This is a genomic window from Halobacteriovorax sp. GFR8 (genome assembly GCF_050955245.1).
In the GTDB taxonomy this organism is placed as follows: Bacteria; Bdellovibrionota; Bacteriovoracia; order Bacteriovoracales; family Bacteriovoracaceae; genus Halobacteriovorax_A.
Window position 1 is genome coordinate 1,400,499 of sequence record NZ_JBPBLR010000002.1, and the last position, 17,202, is coordinate 1,417,700.

A 17,202-nucleotide genomic window follows, 5' to 3' on the forward strand; every position below is an offset into this window, starting at 1 on the left:
ATCATATATAAATGATATGGCCAAACAAAGTAAATACGGAACTCTCTATTTAATTGCAACTCCAATTGATGAGCAAAACCCTCTTGATACGACAGCTTTAAATTTATTAAAGTCTGCCATTGAAAAGCGAGAGCAGAGTCTCTTTCTTATTGAAGACTTAAAGCCTTGTCGTAGACGTTGGATTCGTTTTGGACTTGATCGTGAGATTATTGAGGACTTTATTCTCTTTAATGAGCACACTCAAGTTGAGATTGAAAATGAAATCATTACAAAGATTCAAAGTGGAAAGAATGCTTATCTGATGAGTGATGGCGGGCTTCCGGCGTTTTGTGATCCAGGCCAAAAACTCGTCAAAAGATGTCATGAGTTGGGGATTCGAGTAACTTGTACTCCTCATAGCAACTCAATTTCACTTGCAGTTGCTCTGTCTGGTATTGATTGTGCAAACTTCACATTTGCTGGCTTTCCTCCGCGCAGGCCCGAAGAGCGCAAGGAGTTTCTAAAGAATTTGACCAAGGTAAATATGCCTAAGGTTCTGATGGATACACCATACCGCTTAACAAGACTTCTTGAGGAGTCTGTTGAGGTTTTTGGTGATCGTCTAGCCTTTGTCGGGATGGAGCTTAATGGAGAAGACGAGGAACTCAAATACGGTAAGTTGTCGAAATTACTTAAAGATATTTCAGGTTTAAAGAAAGAGTTCATTCTTATTATTAAGTAATTGTTTAAAGGCCTTGCAAATCAGATAGATTTTTCCAAAGCATAAATGGAATGTTGTTGCTTCGAATAAAATCTGCTAAATTGCCTAAATCATTAGGTATGTACATGAAAAGAGACAATTTAGAGGCCCAAGCAACGAGCGATCGTAAGCTTGAGCATATCAAATTAACGGATGCTGCACAGACAGCACAAATCTTAGCTGATAAGCGCTTTTACTATGAACCACTTTTTAGTGGGAATAGAGAAGTGCCCGATCTCAGTCTTAACTTTGCTGGACATCAATTAGAGTTACCAATTTGGGTTTCATCAATGACAGGTGGAACTGGTGTGGCCGCAAAGATAAATGAAAATCTGGCACGAGCATGTGCAGATTTTGGCATTGGGATGGGCCTAGGCTCTTGTCGTAAACTTCTTTCTAATGAAGGTCGCAGTCAATACTTCAGCGACTTTGATATCTCAAAATATACAGGTAGTGCGCCTTTTTATGCCAATCTTGGTGTGGCCCAATTAGAGGAGCTAATTGAAGATGGTGAGCTTGATCGCGCCAAAGAGGTTGTTGATCTACTTGGTGCTAATGGCCTAATCATTCACATAAATCCGGCGCAGGAATGGTTTCAACCAGAAGGTGATATTATCAAACGCTCACCCCTAGAGATTATAAAAATCTGTTTGGAAGAGTTTGATTTTCCAATCATCGTCAAAGAAGTTGGACAGGGAATGGGGCCAAAATCTTTGGCCGCTCTTATGCAGTTGGATCTGGCCGCAATAGAATTTGCTGCCTTTGGCGGAACTAATTTTTCTAAACTTGAATATATTAGAAATTCCAATGACTTATCTATTCATGAACCTCTGTGTCATGTTGGCCATACTGCCCTAGAAATGGTAAATATGAGCAATCAAATTATCGATCAATTAGGAGAGCAGGTAAGGTGTAAGAACTTTATCATCTCAGGTGGTATTAAATCATATCTTGATGGTTTCTACCTTTGTAGCCTTTCAAAAGGAAATGCCATCTTTGGTATGGCCAGTGAGTTCCTAAAGACGGCAATGATTGATTATGAAAGTGTGAGTCGACAGGTTACACAAATAAAAGCAGGTCTAGCATTTGCTAATTCATACCTTAGTGTAAGGAGTGAAAATTGAAATTGATTCAAGGTTTTTCAAAACTAACAAAAGAACAGAAAGTAGACTTTATCTCAAAAAATCTTGAGGCCGGTTCAAAAGAACAGATCCTCTCTTTCTGGCATCAGGATCAAAAATTACAAAATACATTTGATGAATTCTCTGAGAATACCATCTCAAATTTCTTTCTACCTTATGGTGTGGTTCCTAATTTTGTTTTAAATCAAAAAGTATATAACGTTCCAATGGTTATTGAAGAAAGCTCTGTTGTTGCGGCCCTATCTAAGGCAGCAAAGTTTTGGAGTTCTCGTGGTGGTTTTAAGGCCGAAATCATTGGCAGTGAAAAAATCGGCCAAGTGCACTTTATTTATGAAGGTGACAAGGCCCAACTTAAAGAATTTTTTGAAAATGGAAAAATTGATATTTTAAACTCTCTAACTCCTTTAACTATCAATATGGATAAGAGAGGTGGTGGAATTCGTTCGATTGAGTTAGTTGATCTAACAGATAAAGAAGAAAACTACTATCAAATCAAGATGGCATTTGAAACTTGTGATGCGATGGGGGCCAACTTCATTAACTCTGTTTTAGAAGCTGTTGGGAAGTACTTAGAAGAAAAGTTAGGAGAGCACGTACAAGTTATTATGTGTATCCTTTCTAATTATACGCCGAATTGTAAGGCCCGTGCATGGGTTGAGTGTTCAATTGAAGACTTAAATGAAAATAGTCTTGGAATGGATGCAAAAACATTTGTACAAAAATTTGCTCGTGCAGTTCGCATTGCTCATATTGATCCTCATCGTGCAACAACTCACAATAAAGGTATCTTCAATGGTATTGATGGTGTTGTTATTGCAACAGGTAATGACTTTAGAGCAGTTGAAGCTTGTGGCCATACTTACGCTGCAAGAGATGGACAGTATCGCTCTCTTACTAATTGTAAAGTTGATGGTGATAAGTTCTTATTTGAAATTGAAATTCCACTAGCACTGGGAACTGTTGGTGGTTTAACAAAGCTGCATCCATTAGCGAAGATGTCTCTTGATATTTTAGAGCGTCCAAGTGCAAACGAGCTAATGATGATTACTGCAAGTGTGGGACTTGCACAAAACTTTGCGGCCTTAAAGAGTTTAGTGACAAGTGGTATTCAAAAAGGTCATATGAAAATGCACTTAATGAATATCTTGGGACAGCTTGAAGCTAATAATGAAGAGAAAGAAAAAATTGCTGAATACTTTGCGGACAAAGTTGTTTCGTTTAGCGCAGTAAGAGAACAACTAGAGAGTTTAAGAAACTAAATTATGAACACAACACACACAAGCAACACGATTTTAAAATATTTGGAAGGAGAGCAATTTCTTGAACTTCCAAAGAATGGCCAACTTTACTTTGGTCATGGAAAATTACTTCTATCTGGAGAGTATTTTGTTCTAGACGGTGCTCAGGCACTTGGCCTACCAACAACTGTTGGGCAATCTCTTCGCGTTCAATATTCAGCATCTTTTGATCCAAAGCTATATTGGAAATCATATGATCCTGCTGGAAAATTATGGTTTGAAGTGATTTTTGAATTCTGGCACTTCAATATCTTAAATGAAAATCCAACGAAAGAGATGATGGTTCTACAACAAATGCTTAGACAAGCTAGAAAGCAGAATAAGCACTTTTTGAGAGATGGAGTTGATGTACACGTTGTTACTCAACTTGGATTTCCTCTAGAGTGGGGCCTAGGTTCATCGTCAACATTAATTCATAATATAGCTGATTGGGCGATGGTTTCACCATTTGAGTTAGCATTTAACACACTTGGCGGCTCTGGTTATGATATCGCTTGTGCCCAAAGTGATGATCCACTTATCTATCAAAAAAGTGGTGATGGACCAAAGTGGTCACCGGTTGAATTTAACCCGTCATTTAAAAATAATCTATACTTCATTTACTTAGGTCATAAGAAAAATTCACGCGACGCTATTGAGTATTATAATCAATTGCGTCCACATTCACCGGAAGTAATCAATACTATCAGTGAATTATCAAATCAGATTGCTTCTGCAAAAACGCAGGAGGAATTTAATTTCTTAATCCGTGCCCATGAAGAAATTATTGGAAAACAACTTAATCTTAAGCCAATTAAGCAAGAGGCCTTTAGTGACTTTGATGGAGAAATTAAGTCTCTTGGCGCATGGGGTGGAGACTTCATTCTTGCTTCAACAATGAATAATAAAAAGTACGTTGCCAATTACTTTGAGGAAAAAGGCCTAAAGGTCATCATTCCTTACCGTGATTTAATTGTCGATAATGAACCAAAAGTTGAAGCTAATAATGTCCACTAATTTTAAGTTAACAAGTTATAAAATAGAAAAATTAAGTGAAGGCCGCTCTTTCAATGTAAAGAGCCCTTCTAATATTGCATTGATTAAGTACTGGGGAAAGTATGGAGAGCAGCTGCCTTCAAATCCTTCCCTAAGTATTACACTTGATAATGCTCATACTTTGACAACTTATAAAGTTTCAAAATCTGATACATTTGAGTTAGATTTTAAATTTGAATCGAAGACTAATGAGAAGTTTCAGGCCCGTGTCGAAAAGTTTTTTAACCGAGCAGTCGAGTACTTTCCATTTATCAATGAATGTCGAATTGAAATGGATTCAATGAACTCATTTCCTCATTCGTCTGGAATTGCTTCTTCTGCTGCATCGATGTCAAATTTTGCTAGTGCACTTTGTGAGATTGAAAAAATAGTGACTGATGAAGACCACGACGAAGAATACTACCTAAAGAAAGCTTCTTTTATGGCCCGTCTAGGTTCTGGTAGTGCTTCTCGATCTCTTTTTCCTAAAATGTCGATTTGGGGTAAGTCCGTTCAAGGAAGCTCTCAAGAGTATGCTGTCGGGCTTGATAGCTATGATAAGTCTTTTGAAGGAATTTGTGATTCTATTGCGATTGTAAGTGCAAGTGAGAAGGCCGTAAGCTCTACTGCTGGCCATGCTTTGATGAATACTCATCCATTTGCAAAAACACGCTTTTTAAATGCCTGTAATAATTTTAACTCACTTTGTTTTGCTCTAAGTAGTGGTGATTTTGATGGCTTTGCTGATATTGTTGAGGCCGAGGCATTGGAGCTTCATGGCCTAATGATGAATTCAAAACCATCATTTATTCTGATGGAGCCAAATACATTAGCAATTATCGCTAAGATCAGAAATTTTAGAATACAAACAGGTGCAAAGATTTGTTTTACTCTTGATGCCGGGCCAAATGTACATATTCTTTATCTAAAAGAAGATGAAGCTAAAGTTCGCCAATTCATTGATGAGGAAGTTGCTAATCTTTGTCATAATAACGTTGTTATCCATGATCACATGGGTAATGGTGTTGTAGTGGAATTTTTAAATCGAGATTCATAATGGAAAGTGTCGGAAGTTTTAGCGCAAAAATTCTTCTTTTTGGTGAGTATTCTATTATTCGCTCATCAAAAGCATTAGCTATGCCTTACTCACTTTTCGACGGAAAATTAAACTTTCCTGAAAAGCAAAACACAGGAGTTGATTCTGAGTTGTCTGCATTTTCACAATACCTAAAGAAACAAAATGAGAAGGGAAACCTAAGCTTTAACTTTGATCACCAATCATTTTCTTTTGATATCTCTAGTGGCATTAGATTCAAATCAACTATCCCGCAAGGGTATGGTGTTGGAAGTTCGGGGGCACTATGTGCTGCCGTTTTTGATCGTTATGCTCGTATTAGTGATGAACAAAAAAATGATATTGCATTCTTAAAAGATTGTTTTAAAGAAATGGAATCACACTTTCACGGATCTTCTTCTGGTGTTGATCCTCTGATAAGTTACTTGAATGTTCCGCTTCTAATTGATAGCAAGAAGCAACTGACAGAGGTTGTCTTAAAAAATGATTCTAAAGGTCCAGGTCTTTTCCTTCTAAATACAGGGCGTGCTAGAAGAACAGAACCACTTGTAAACCTATTTATGGAAAAGTGTTCTTCTAAGGACTTTGCTTATCTTTGTGATCGTGTTTTAACGCCAATATCTGATGAGTGTATAAAGTATTATATTAATGATGACCGTGAAAAACTTTGGAAGAAGTTTAAAGAGTTATCTTCGTTTCAATTTGAACATTTTAATCCGATGATTCCTGCTCTTTATCGAGATCTTTGGACAGAGGGACTTGAATCGAATGACTTCTATTTGAAGTTATGTGGTGCCGGTGGGGGAGGTTTTCTTCTTGGGTTGGCCCGCGATATTTCTAAGCTACCTTCACAATTAGCTAATTTCGAAATTAGACCAGTATAAATAGGGCCCACATTTATAAGTGGGCCTTTAAGTCTTTATCTAATACCGTACATTTTTCTAATATCAGCAAGCTTGTGTGTAGGTGTTACTTTTCTTTTATCTTTACATATCTTCATCGTTCTCATGGCATAGACGCCAGAAAAGACTGATTGTTTTGTAATGTAGTTATATCTTATATCTGAGACAACTTCATTATTGTCGTTGACTTCAAATTCTTGAAAGACTTCAACCGCCATTGCTTTAGCACTATATTCGACATCTCCATTTGGCCATGGAAAGGCACTACATTGTCCAATAGATAGTGCATACTCATTAACGCTCACTCGGCATTTGTAATTTTCGTCATGCTTACCTTTTTCACACCATGTGCTTGCAAGGATATTTGTTGTCGTTAAGATAGATAGTAATAAAATAATATTTTTCATTTGTTTCTCCATTTTCATTTTGTTTTTGTTTGAGTTTTTACTGTTGAATTCCGTAGAGATCTTTAACTTCTTCTAAGCTGTATGTTTCAAGCTCTCCCATGGCCTTACGACAGTCCCAATAAGAATCCATTGCTTGCACTCCTGTACTAGTTCCACTCGTTGTACTAAGTACAGTCCTTCTTTCTGTGAGAAGGTTATGGTTGGCATCTTTTAGGTAAACTTCTTCAACAAATGCTACCCCTGCAAATGCATTGTAAGATTCGATATACATATTATCGTTATACCAACATCTTCCTTTCTTAAGTACGTGTTGAGCAATTATATCTCTACACTCATAAATTTTAACGTGCTTAGAAATTTGCTTACAGTTAGCAAAAGAGCTCGTTGCTGTAAGTAGTGATAGTGTAATCATTAACTTTTTCATATTCTCTCCTCGTTCAATATTTATATTTTCTTGTTCGAGGAGGTTATAACACTAAAAAAGTGTATTACACTGTTTTTTGTAAATATTTTATGGTGAGCTATATTGGAGAGAGAAATTTATGTGAAATCAGTACTTTGGCCCACTTCTTGGAGAAGAGATGGGCCATTCCAAAGCTAGATGGCCTCTGCAACAGTGGGAGTTTGTTTTAAAACACGAGCGAAGTCACGTGGATTAATGAAATCCTTCCCATTTGCGTAGTTTTTAAAGTCACCAGTTGCTAATGTTGAGTTGGCAAAAGTGATTTCCTCTAGAAGATCATCTTCCATTGCTTTTATAAGAGCGTTGTTAAATGATCTCTTTGTTTGAATTCTTGCAGTAGGAGACTGCTTAGAGATACGAGTCACAATATCTTCAAGCTCATTCTCACTGTAAAGGATTTTACCAACGAGGCCTGCACTTATAAGAGCATCGGCGCTTACACTTTGAGAAGATAATAAGTATTGCATAAGCTTTGCACTATTTGCTTTTTCGTTAGTAAGGGTATTCATTCCTGCCATTGGCGTGATTCCCTTATCTAGTTGATTAAATGTCACACTAAAAGAGGGAGCACAGTAGCGAATATCTCCACCCATTGCTAATTCAAGACTAAACGGGCAGGCGGTTTTTTGAAATGACCAAAGGATCGTCTGTGGTAACAGCAATTGTCCCCAGCTAAGTCTTGCTAGTTGTTGAAGCGTATTACCAAGGTTTACTTCATCGAAAAACCTAAGTTCTTCTTTTTTAAATAATTCGATATCATCACTAGCAAATTTAAAAACTACTGAATGAATTTCAATTTTATTAGTTAACCAGTCAAAGAAGTGTTCAAGTTCATTTAAGTACGTCGAAGTATTGAAAAACTGTTCATCGTTGGCGATGACAACGTTGCATGTACGAGTTTGTCTAGATAGTGAAATATTGAGTGTATTGTACTTAAAGAAATTACTCATTGATACCTTCCCTGGTCTTTTTAAAACTGCTATCCGATGCAGTTTCTAGTTACTAAATGTAAACTCTCAGATCGATCCGTGATCTGTTAATAAAATTATTTCAATTTTGCTTTGGGTCTGTCAAATCTAAGACGCTTTTTTTCTCATTAAATTTTCCACAAAAATACTTTCAGTATTCTTATAAGAAATAGACTTATCACATGAATTTAAGGTGTTAAGGATGTATTCCTGTAGTTGAGTGTTTTGGTTGCTATTTACGATTTTTCTTGAATCCCTTGTTCTGAGCTTGAGATGAAGTACTTGTTCGTTTGACTCAGATTTTAAAAGGGCCTTAACGATTATTGAATGGAGGGTGCTATTATTGAAGTCCCAGTTGGCGGCCTCTAAATCATTTATTGATTCTTGTGAGAGTTTTTTCACACTCATGCCACGCTTAGTGCACTCGTATTTAATATAGTGTTTTGCGATTTCAACAATCTCTGCTCGACGTAGTCGTAGAGGTGGAATATTGAGTTTCACTGTTGTGATGAGATTGTAGAGGTCTGTTAAAATGATGTCGTTCTTCTCTAGCGCTTTTAGGTCATTGGTAGCAATTGTTACGATTCTAATTTTTAGAGACCTAATAATATTGTAGAAAGTTGCTTGTTCATCGTAGCTTAGCATCTCAAGGTTTTTAACGATTAAATCTTTTATTCCCTTATTTGTTAGCTCACTTATTTGTTCGAGCTTTTTATGATTGGCAACTTCATCATCATTAAAATCAATGACATTTTCTTCATTGTCACCACAAATATAGCGTGCATACGCTCTCTTTCCAAGGCCTGTTTCTCCGTGGATGTAGAGGTTTTCTCTAGTGTTTTTAATAGTGTTGAGAGTGTTGATTATCGATTGTCCAGTTTGTGATTTATCGCTGAAAATGAAGTGATCAGGTAGTTTGTTTTCTACCTTTTCACTGCTAATTGTATGCTTTTTATCTGCATAAAAATATGAGATAAGGCTAGCGATAATCTTTATATTTTCAATCATCGTAAAGTTAAATTTCCCACCTGATACGCTATTGGACATACAAATAATGCCAATACTTTCTCCATTATGGTTAACAATAGGGGACATTAGAATATTTTTTATGTCGAGATCGACACCTGTTGCTTTTTTCTCATGAAAACTTTTGTTAATGATAACTTTATTGAAATAGGCTTCTTTCAGAATACTGTTAAAGCTATGGTCCCTTGGTGTAACGTCGCTATTAGTTCTCTCGATTTCAAATTCACCTGTTTTGGCATCAAAGAGAAAGATATGGTAATTTTCACAACGGAAAATACTAGGAAGCTCGTTTAGAATATCGATAATTTTACCGCTATAGGTTTTTTGAATTAAGCTTTGAAAGAGTGAAAATAATTCAACACCATCGTCTCGGTTGATCTTTATCTTATTTTGGCAGATTTGAAAGAGTTTATCTTTAAGCTTGGCCGTACGGTAATGTGATAAAAAATCTTTTAAAAAATATTTTAAAACTGTTGTTTGAGAATTTGGCTCAATTGAAATTCCGTAAATAGTCTTTGTCACATCCTCACAATAGATGAATGATCGGATGATTATCCCCGTTAGTTCAAAGTCCCAGTTATTAAAAAGTCTTTTGGTTGCTATTTTAATTTTAATCTTCTCGCCAATTGAATATTTTTGCGAGCAAATGAAGTTTAGGCCAGAGAGATTTATTGAGTCAATGCGAACATTATTATGTTTGATATTTTCACGCTCCATTGTGATAACTTCAGCACTAACTTTATCTTCCTCGTGAATTGGAAAGCGATATGATTTGAAAAATTTGTAATTTTGAATATTAAATTTCAATTATTCCTCAATGATGGATCTGTTTTCAGATATCTCCTTATCGTCGATTTCTTTAGAATTTTTATATCTCTTAGAGTTAAAGTTAGTAATTTTACTAGACGATAAATATTCATATGAAGAAACTTAGAAATTATCGTATTAAACTAAAAGAGTCAGATAATATAGAGTGTATTCTCTATGAGATGATTGGAGACTCAACTTCAAACTCATTCAATGTGGCCGTCGACAATATATCAACAACAGGTATTGGTGTTCTCATTGGCGAGTATGTTGATAGTCAGATTTTTAAGATAGAAATTAAGTTTAAAAAAATACGATTATTCCAAACTGTTAAGTTAAGACGATATCGTCCTAATTTTAACAATGCCGGAGATAATTATCTTGGCCTTGAGTTTATTGACTACGAGGTTGAAAGCATTATGAACCTCATGACAGAACTCGTCTCTTCAATGGGCAAGAGACGTCTTCGAAACCTTATGTATGATATGGTTTTGAATGAAGCAGTTGCCGGAAATTATGACTCTGATAATACTTTTGATAAAGATATCGATGATAATGTTTCAGTTTCAATGATTCTCGATTTATTTCACATTTTTAAGAATTATCGCAATAAAGTTGAATTGATAAAATTATTCATTATTGAAGTCCAAAGAATTGTTAAGGCACGAGATGCTAGAGCATTTATTGTAGGACATGATGAACACACTTTTAGTGAGTTTGACTTTCACACTAATCAGCTCAAAGAGATTGAGTATCCTATCGTTGGAATACTTGAGGAGCTGTATAACAATCCACGTGGTATTAAATCTAAGTTCTCTCAATCTCTATCAAGTGATGAGTTCTTTAATATGTACGAGGTAGTAAATAATACGACCATTTCAACATATATGATGTGTCCGATTTTCGATCATAATGAAAATATCTTTGGAATTTTAAATTTTTCAAATAAAGAGAAAAATGAACTTTTTACTGACAACGATTTAAAACAGGCCATGTTTTTAGCACGAGTTATTGGCCTTCTCTATTTTTATAAGAGTGATGAGATCGATGAGTATGAAGAATATAATAATGGTGACTATGGAGACGATTTCGATACTGATGTTGCTTTTAATACATCGATGGGAATTAGTGTTTTTGCTAAAGGTGCACAAGCGTTCTTAGATCAATATAGCGCACCTAATGAAAAAGGCCCTGTTTATATTTATGGCGGCGAGGGAAGTGGTAAGTATTATCTTTGTGAGAAAATTGCTCGCCAGTCTAATACGGCCAATACTCATATCGAAGTTGTTAATTGCTATGCAAAGATGACAAAGAAGGATATTGATGAGGTTGTTGATAAGATTAGAGATCGTGTCATTAATGGCCATGTGATCTTTAAGGGCCTCGATAAACTTTCACCTAGGGTTGCCAATTATATTATCGAGACTGTTGATAGTAGAGAATCGTTTAGAATTCTATTTACTGGTACTGTTTATTTGAATGATTTAACGATTCCAAGCTTTAAAACCATCTCACTTGTTGAGAGAAAAGAAGATATACTCTTCTTTGCAAATTATTTTATCTCACAATATAGCCTTAAAAATCATACCACTAAAAAACGTCTTTCTCATCGTGTTCAGAAAATGCTTCTTGATTATGACTGGCCTGGTAATATCTCAGAACTCAAGGCCTGTATTGCAAGGCTAATGATCTTTAACAAAGGTAGTGGAAATCTAACGATTAGAACAAGTGAGATCACTCCTTTATTTGAAAGGGATATACAACCACAAATTTCGATTGAGGCAAATGATTTAAAAATCAATGCCTTCGATGAACACGACTTAAATGAACAGGAGTGTGCTGACCTTTATCTTTACTTCTTTGTGGCCAAGCAATTAAAAGAAGGAGCAGTTGGGCTTAAGTCTGTGGCAAAGGGCTCTTTAATTGATTACGAGGATATGGTTGGCCGCCTTAAAAATGGTAGTAAGGTTGTAAAGCGTTTGTTTAATGAAACTGTTGAAAGAGTTGAGTTGTATATTTCAGATAATGTGGCCTAGTTTATCCCTAGGCCACGATATGAATTTTAATTATTCGTTTTCTTCTAAGAATCTTTCTGCTCTGATTGCTGCCTGACAACCTGAACCTGCCGCAGAAATCGCCTGACGGTAGTAAGAGTCTTGTACATCGCCACATGCAAAAATACCTGCAACGCTTGTATCTGGGTGTCTTCCCTCAGTAATGATAAAGCCATGATCATCAAGATCTACTTTACCTTTTAGGAAGTCTGTATTTGGCTTATGTCCGATACCCATAAATAGGCCATCAGTTTTTCTCTCTGTAACTTCACCCGTTTTTAGGTTTTCTACTTTAATTGAAGTTACACCAGTTGCATCAGCGATGATTTCTGTTACAGCGCTATCCCATACGAATTCGATCTTTTCGTTATTGAAAGCACGCTCTTGCATTGGCTTAGAAGCACGAAGCTCATCTCTTCTATGGACAACGTATACTTTAGAAGCAAATTTTGTTAGGAAAGTTGCTTCCTCCATTGCCGTATCGCCCCCTCCAACTACGTGAACAACACGGTCGCGGTAGAAGAATCCATCACAAGTTGCACAAGCACTAACACCTTTACCAATCAATTCTTTTTCATTTGGCAGACCAAGGTATTTGGCCGAAGCACCTGTTGCAAGGATAACTGCATCTGCAGTGTAAGTTTTATCTTCATCAACTGTAAGAGTAAAAGGTCTTTTTGACGTATCAAGTCCAGTGACAAAACCACTCAGGTATTGTGTTCCAAATCTCTGAGTTTGTTTTTTCATATTGGCCATAAGCTCTGGCCCCATGATCCCTTCTGGGAATCCTGGAAAGTTATCAACATCAGTTGTCGTCGTTAATTGCCCACCTGGCTCATGTCCTTCAATAACAAGAGGTTCAAGGTTTGCACGTGATGCATATAGGGCCGCTGTATAACCAGCAGGACCTGATCCAATAATAATGACTTTGTGGTGTGCCATTCAAAAACTCCGTTTTTTTCTAAATTTTATTCAATTCCTAATTCTTTCTTAATTTCCTCAGGACGATCATCTTCCTCAGGATTCATTTCGTAGTATGCGTTTACACTAACAAGATCATCAGGATTAGTTGCTTTCTTAGTAGTTTTGTAAACTTCGCCAGTCATTTGGCATTCGTATCGAAAAATTTGAATATTCTTCTTTCTTTTGGCCATATCTTCCTCCGTTCACTCATGGTGCACCGTGGCATAATTTTGTAAAAATATACATACCTTACCATATTGTTTCAAATACTTCCATTCGTTATAATTAAATATATGGATAAATATAAACAATTCGTAATGATACTTTTGCTAAATTTATTGATGGCAAATACTTATGCAATGATGCAGGCAAAAATTGTGGCCCTTTCTCAGTCAGGACGCACAATTAAGCTTTCTGTCGGTAAGCTTACAGGGCTTAAAACTGGTGATGTGGCAGACGTTTCAATACGTATTGGCGACTATCAAAAACCTAAATATCTCTATCTTGGAAGTATTGAACTTCTTAAAGTATCAGACCGTGAATCTTACTGGTATTTCAAAGAAATTTCTGGAGATAAGCTAAACCGCGCTAATTTTGCTACAGATAAAACTATTGCGCTACAAATTCGATCTCAAACCGCTAGTGGCCGTTATAAGAAAAAACCTGTTTACGAAATTAAGGCCTATGAATCAAAGAAAACAAAATTTAATAATCAACACGCCATTGATGGTGAAGTTCCAACAGACCTAGTTCAAGATAAAGAGACTCCTAGTGATAAGAATTATGATTCAAGAATTGAAGAGTCAACAATTTATAAGGTGACAAAGAACACTCAGTTAAGAGATGGTGACGAGATTATCGTTAAAGATGGTAGGCTTCGTTATAAGTATGTCGATTCTCAGCTAGGGCCTGTTGATACAACAAAGCTTACGGCCAAAGAATTTGATGTACAAATGGCGCGCCAAAATCAAGAACAATTGAATAAGATCTCTGCTGCCCAAGATGGCTACAAGGAAATGCTCTATAGTGGAAGTCCTGATTTAACTGGCGCAAACTCAAACCTCTCAATACCCAATGTAATGGAAGAGAGTCTTGCAAGAGAAAGAGCTAAGAATCGAGTGACAAAATCGGCAAAAGCAGTTCTCGATAAAGAAGGACCACTGTGGTCTGCTGATATGGATAGTGAACAGCTTAGCCGCTACTTAAAGTCATCAGGTATTGCTCGCGAAAAGTTTAGAAGAGAAAATGTTCTTTCAATTGAAAGTGGTAATGAAGTTCAATTAAGCTTTATTTCAAACCTTATGCCTAATTACACAGAAAGTGATAGTAATCACCAGAACCTTGGTTATGGCCTGGCCGCTTCTTATGAATTTCATCTTATTAGAGCACATGACTCCCTTAGGAAGTGGAGCGTGGACTTTGGTCTCGACGTTTCAAACTTAAATGTTGATCTTGGTGGTATCAATGGCCGCATGACTTATATGAATTTTGGTGCACATGTTAATTACTACTTCTACAATGCTCCATATGTTCGAAATAAACTTCTTGCTTTTGTAGGTCTTGGAATGAAACGTGGTACGGGTGAGACGACTTCTGCCTCTTTAACAAATTACAGTTATGACTATGAGTCAGTCGCGCTACCTTCAATTACTCTTGGAATTAAAACGAGAATTTCTACATTTAGAGATTATGAAAAAGGAAATCTGTTTGGCTACGGTATAGGGGCCAAGTTAAACTACGAACTACTAAGTTTGTCTCCTATAAGCGAAGTTAATGTAACGGATGCTAATAATTTTGCACTAAACCAAACAGTTAATAATTTAAAATTTATCGCTAGTTTAAGTATATTTTTTTAAGGATATGATATGACAGGACGTTTACTAAAAATTCTAACCTTCTCACTAATTGCTCTATTTAGCTCTAGTACTTTGGCACTGGATATTGATGAGAAGTTAACTTTCAGAATTCTTCAGACTTCAACTTCGAAGAAAACGATTCTTATGAATCGAGGCCTAGAAGATGGCCTTGTTATTGGGGATCATGCAAAGTTCTTTATTACGACAGGTGTTTTTGCAAGAGCAGTATGTATCAAGGCCACACCTTCACGTTCTGTGTGGAGTATTTATCGAATTGTAAAACCTAATGAAATACAACGTGATAAAGTTGCAAACTTAAAGATTTCCTCTCCTGTGAAACTAACTAATGATCGTTCGAAGTCTCTACAGGCAACGTATCCAGGTGGAAAGCAGATAGGGGAGCCTGTTGATATCAATCGTTCTGCTTCACAACAAAGAGGTGCCTATACTCAATCTCAAGCTTCAAGTAGCTACAAAGATAACTACGAAGAACAGAGTGAGCTTGAGGCCATTAAAACAACATCATTTTCAAGCAATCAGACAATGTCTAAGCCTACACCAAGTAAGATTCTAGATAAGAATATGGCCTTAAATGTTTCTGCAGGCTTTAATATGCTTAGCGGAACATATGATAATGTTGGTGTAAGTACTGATGCAGAATTAAGCTCACTTGGTTTTGCCGGAGAGTTTGAGCTATTTTTTCCAAAGTCTCAAAGTTTTTTACAAAAGTTTTCACTTAAAGCAAGTGTTGGTTACTACTCTGGAAGCAATGGGATCTCTGACTCAACTTCATCTTCAATTGATTTTGGCGGTGCCGTTAATTTTCATATTTTCAATCCTCTTGCAACGAATCGCTTTATTCCTTATGTTGAATTTGGATTTGGTTTATCGATGACTTCACTTAATGAAATCCCACAGTCTGCTGGATCTTCAACAACAGAAAGCCTATCAGGTTCAGGGACATATATGAATTTTGGTGGTGGTATCAAGTACACACTTGATTCAGGATTTGGTTTTTATGCTAAGGGGGACTACTTTAGTAGCTCGTCAACTTTCAGTATTGAAACTGGTGGATCGACAGTTGAAAACACGATCTCTTTAAGTGGGTTTAGAGCAATTGCTGGAGCCTACTTACGCTTCTAGTTTCTCTTAACAGACGCTACATTATTCTCTAGTGGCGTCTGTTAAAATCTTCTTCACAACGTACAAACTCATACTTCCTAACTTCTACTTCCTGCTCAGCAGTGAAGCCTTTCTGCTCAAAGGGATTATAGCGCATCTTAAAGCGAAATTCTGCAAGGGTTTTGTCTTGAATATATGGTTTCTTATGCTTGTGAACTATTGCTCTTGCTACATCCTGGGCCATCGTTCTAAAGGTTGTATATTTTCCTCCAATGAGAACGTGACAGTTTTTCAATGGTTGAAAGTATTTGTGAACTCGCGCAGTCTTTCCTAGTGCGGCAGTGGAGTCATCTTTTACGAGAGGACGAATCCCTGCAAAGCTAGAGATTATGTCACTTTCTGCAATCTTGGCCTTTGGGAAGTATTGATTTAAATTAGCGAGTAAGTAATTGATCTCTTCTTGTGTTGCTTTTAAATCAAAATAATCTTCTTCTACTTTTGCTTCTGTTGTACCGACAAGAATTTTATCGGCCTGTGGAATGACAAAAATAACTCGGCCATCATTTGGTGTTAAAAGAATTGCACTCTTTATTTTTAAACGTTCCTTTGAGATCCAAATATGACTACCACGTGATGGTAAAAGTTGTGGTTGCCAGTGGATTTGTTTTGATTTTTCGAGGATTTTATCTGTAAAAGGTCCTGTCGCAAAAACCAAATCATTGCAGTAGACTTCCTTTGTTATTCCTTCAATTTCATCATTTAGAACAACTCTGACTGTACCATCTTCTAGAAACTCATAATCTTCTAGGCCCACATGATTAAGAGCATGACAGTTAGGATTAAAGGCGCCATCTCTAAGGACTTCAATTGTTAATCGGCCATCGTGTACAACAGCATCATGATAAACACCGCTTCCTTTTAAGTCGTCCTCTTTTAAATCCGCATTAGTTTCAAGTGTTTCGATTTTACTCTTCATCTCATACGGAGAGTTTTGAAAGCTTGAAAGAAGATCATATAAGAATAGTCCAATTCTAATCATCCATTTTGGACGAATTGAATCAGAATAGATTGGTAGATAGAATTTTTCTTCAAAGCATAGGTGAGGCGCAAGCTTTAGCCAAAGGTTCTTCTCATGTAAGGCTTCCCATACTAGGGGAAAGTCAAAATTTTCAAGATAGCGGATTCCACCGTGAAGCATTTTTGAGCTTTTAGAGCTCGTTTGGGAAGCAAAGTCCTTCTTATCCACAAGAAGAGTATCGACATCATGTAGGCTTAGGTCTCGGAAAACTCCGGCCCCTACAATGCCTCCTCCAATAATAATGGTGCTATAAAAATCTTTTGTATCGCTTAAATTGCTAATCATAAT

Annotated in this window: 16 protein-coding genes; 9 read left to right on the forward strand and 7 right to left on the reverse strand. The window is 36.6% G+C overall.

Annotation, left to right across the window (positions count from 1 at the left end; translation table 11 throughout):
• The first annotated feature begins 16 nt into the window (after window positions 1-16).
• The 6 genes from ACRXC1_RS07235 to ACRXC1_RS07260 all read left to right on the forward strand — a co-directional run bounded on the left by ACRXC1_RS07235 (window position 17) and on the right by ACRXC1_RS07260 (window position 6,152).
• Window positions 17-721 (forward strand): SAM-dependent methyltransferase, encoded by a 705-nt coding sequence (locus ACRXC1_RS07235; RefSeq protein WP_433657649.1) that lies wholly within the window; start codon window positions 17-19, stop codon window positions 719-721.
• A 104-nt stretch (window positions 722-825) separates the two neighbouring features.
• Window positions 826-1,863, forward strand: coding sequence for an isopentenyl-diphosphate delta-isomerase (locus ACRXC1_RS07240; RefSeq protein WP_433657651.1), 1,038 nt, complete (start codon window positions 826-828; stop codon window positions 1,861-1,863).
• The gene (locus ACRXC1_RS07245) at window positions 1,860-3,140 is read left to right on the forward strand and encodes a hydroxymethylglutaryl-CoA reductase, degradative (RefSeq protein ID WP_433657653.1); all 1,281 of its coding nucleotides are present in this window, start codon (window positions 1,860-1,862) and stop codon (window positions 3,138-3,140) included. Before ACRXC1_RS07240 ends, ACRXC1_RS07245 begins: the two co-directional genes overlap by 4 nt.
• A gap of 3 nt (window positions 3,141-3,143) precedes the next feature.
• A complete protein-coding gene (locus tag ACRXC1_RS07250) occupies window positions 3,144-4,175 on the forward strand; it encodes a GYDIA family GHMP kinase (RefSeq protein ID WP_392908185.1) in 1,032 nt (343 codons plus the stop codon).
• Complete coding sequence (mvaD, locus tag ACRXC1_RS07255; protein WP_433657655.1) at window positions 4,165-5,250, forward strand: diphosphomevalonate decarboxylase; 1,086 nt, start codon at window positions 4,165-4,167, stop codon at window positions 5,248-5,250. Before ACRXC1_RS07250 ends, mvaD begins: the two co-directional genes overlap by 11 nt.
• Complete coding sequence (locus ACRXC1_RS07260) at window positions 5,250-6,152, forward strand: mevalonate kinase family protein (RefSeq protein WP_433657657.1); 903 nt, start codon at window positions 5,250-5,252, stop codon at window positions 6,150-6,152. The genes mvaD and ACRXC1_RS07260 overlap by 1 nt, the downstream gene beginning before the upstream one ends.
• A gap of 35 nt (window positions 6,153-6,187) precedes the next feature.
• Here ACRXC1_RS07260 and ACRXC1_RS07265 read toward each other — a convergent pair whose 3' ends face one another.
• From ACRXC1_RS07265 to ACRXC1_RS07280, 4 genes are all read right to left on the reverse strand, one after another.
• Complete coding sequence (locus ACRXC1_RS07265) at window positions 6,188-6,577, reverse strand: hypothetical protein (protein WP_433657659.1); 390 nt, start codon at window positions 6,575-6,577, stop codon at window positions 6,188-6,190.
• Between the two features lie 37 nt (window positions 6,578-6,614).
• Window positions 6,615-7,001, reverse strand: a complete 387-nt coding sequence (locus ACRXC1_RS07270) for a hypothetical protein (RefSeq protein WP_433657661.1) — start codon at window positions 6,999-7,001, stop codon at window positions 6,615-6,617.
• Window positions 7,002-7,174: 173 nt separating this feature from the next.
• A complete protein-coding gene (locus tag ACRXC1_RS07275; RefSeq protein ID WP_392908191.1) occupies window positions 7,175-7,990 on the reverse strand; it encodes an enoyl-CoA hydratase-related protein in 816 nt (271 codons plus the stop codon).
• Between the two features lie 126 nt (window positions 7,991-8,116).
• Window positions 8,117-9,841, reverse strand: a complete 1,725-nt coding sequence (locus ACRXC1_RS07280) for a hypothetical protein (RefSeq protein WP_433657663.1) — start codon at window positions 9,839-9,841, stop codon at window positions 8,117-8,119.
• A gap of 113 nt (window positions 9,842-9,954) precedes the next feature.
• Between ACRXC1_RS07280 and ACRXC1_RS07285 the strand changes: the two genes are divergently transcribed.
• Window positions 9,955-11,877 carry a hypothetical protein gene (locus tag ACRXC1_RS07285; RefSeq protein ID WP_433657665.1) on the forward strand — a complete coding sequence of 641 codons (1,923 nt, stop codon included), beginning with the start codon at window positions 9,955-9,957 and terminating at the stop codon, window positions 11,875-11,877.
• Between the two features lie 30 nt (window positions 11,878-11,907).
• On the opposite strand, the gene trxB is transcribed toward ACRXC1_RS07285, so the two are convergent.
• Both trxB and ACRXC1_RS07295 read right to left on the reverse strand, forming a co-directional pair.
• Entirely contained in the window at window positions 11,908-12,837 is a 930-nt protein-coding gene (trxB, locus tag ACRXC1_RS07290; protein WP_392860840.1) for a thioredoxin-disulfide reductase, read from the reverse strand.
• 26 nt (window positions 12,838-12,863) lie between these two features.
• Window positions 12,864-13,049, reverse strand: coding sequence for a hypothetical protein (locus ACRXC1_RS07295; protein ID WP_392908198.1), 186 nt, complete (start codon window positions 13,047-13,049; stop codon window positions 12,864-12,866).
• Between the two features lie 102 nt (window positions 13,050-13,151).
• On the opposite strand from ACRXC1_RS07295, the gene ACRXC1_RS07300 reads away from it, so the two are divergent.
• Both ACRXC1_RS07300 and ACRXC1_RS07305 read left to right on the forward strand, forming a co-directional pair.
• A complete protein-coding gene (locus ACRXC1_RS07300; RefSeq protein ID WP_433657668.1) occupies window positions 13,152-14,714 on the forward strand; it encodes a hypothetical protein in 1,563 nt (520 codons plus the stop codon).
• Window positions 14,715-14,723: 9 nt separating this feature from the next.
• The gene (locus tag ACRXC1_RS07305; protein WP_433657670.1) at window positions 14,724-15,857 is read left to right on the forward strand and encodes a hypothetical protein; all 1,134 of its coding nucleotides are present in this window, start codon (window positions 14,724-14,726) and stop codon (window positions 15,855-15,857) included.
• Window positions 15,858-15,885: 28 nt separating this feature from the next.
• On the opposite strand, the gene ACRXC1_RS07310 is transcribed toward ACRXC1_RS07305, so the two are convergent.
• Entirely contained in the window at window positions 15,886-17,199 is a 1,314-nt protein-coding gene (locus ACRXC1_RS07310; protein WP_433657672.1) for a glycerol-3-phosphate dehydrogenase/oxidase, read from the reverse strand.
• Window positions 17,200-17,202 lie beyond the last annotated feature (3 nt).

Coding starts and splice junctions, on each gene's coding strand:
- ACRXC1_RS07270 (WP_433657661.1), bottom strand. CDS start 7,001: ATGAAAAAGTTAATGATTACACTATCACTACTTACAGCAACGAGCTCT.
- ACRXC1_RS07260 (WP_433657657.1), top strand. CDS start 5,250: ATGGAAAGTGTCGGAAGTTTTAGCGCAAAAATTCTTCTTTTTGGTGAG.
- ACRXC1_RS07285 (WP_433657665.1), top strand. CDS start 9,955: ATGAAGAAACTTAGAAATTATCGTATTAAACTAAAAGAGTCAGATAAT.
- ACRXC1_RS07295 (WP_392908198.1), bottom strand. CDS start 13,049: ATGGCCAAAAGAAAGAAGAATATTCAAATTTTTCGATACGAATGCCAA.
- ACRXC1_RS07310 (WP_433657672.1), bottom strand. CDS start 17,199: ATGATTAGCAATTTAAGCGATACAAAAGATTTTTATAGCACCATTATT.
- trxB (WP_392860840.1), bottom strand. CDS start 12,837: ATGGCACACCACAAAGTCATTATTATTGGATCAGGTCCTGCTGGTTAT.
- ACRXC1_RS07235 (WP_433657649.1), top strand. CDS start 17: ATGGCCAAACAAAGTAAATACGGAACTCTCTATTTAATTGCAACTCCA.
- ACRXC1_RS07305 (WP_433657670.1), top strand. CDS start 14,724: ATGACAGGACGTTTACTAAAAATTCTAACCTTCTCACTAATTGCTCTA.
- ACRXC1_RS07240 (WP_433657651.1), top strand. CDS start 826: ATGAAAAGAGACAATTTAGAGGCCCAAGCAACGAGCGATCGTAAGCTT.
- ACRXC1_RS07300 (WP_433657668.1), top strand. CDS start 13,152: ATGGATAAATATAAACAATTCGTAATGATACTTTTGCTAAATTTATTG.
- mvaD (WP_433657655.1), top strand. CDS start 4,165: ATGTCCACTAATTTTAAGTTAACAAGTTATAAAATAGAAAAATTAAGT.
- ACRXC1_RS07275 (WP_392908191.1), bottom strand. CDS start 7,990: ATGAGTAATTTCTTTAAGTACAATACACTCAATATTTCACTATCTAGA.
- ACRXC1_RS07265 (WP_433657659.1), bottom strand. CDS start 6,577: ATGAAAAATATTATTTTATTACTATCTATCTTAACGACAACAAATATC.
- ACRXC1_RS07250 (WP_392908185.1), top strand. CDS start 3,144: ATGAACACAACACACACAAGCAACACGATTTTAAAATATTTGGAAGGA.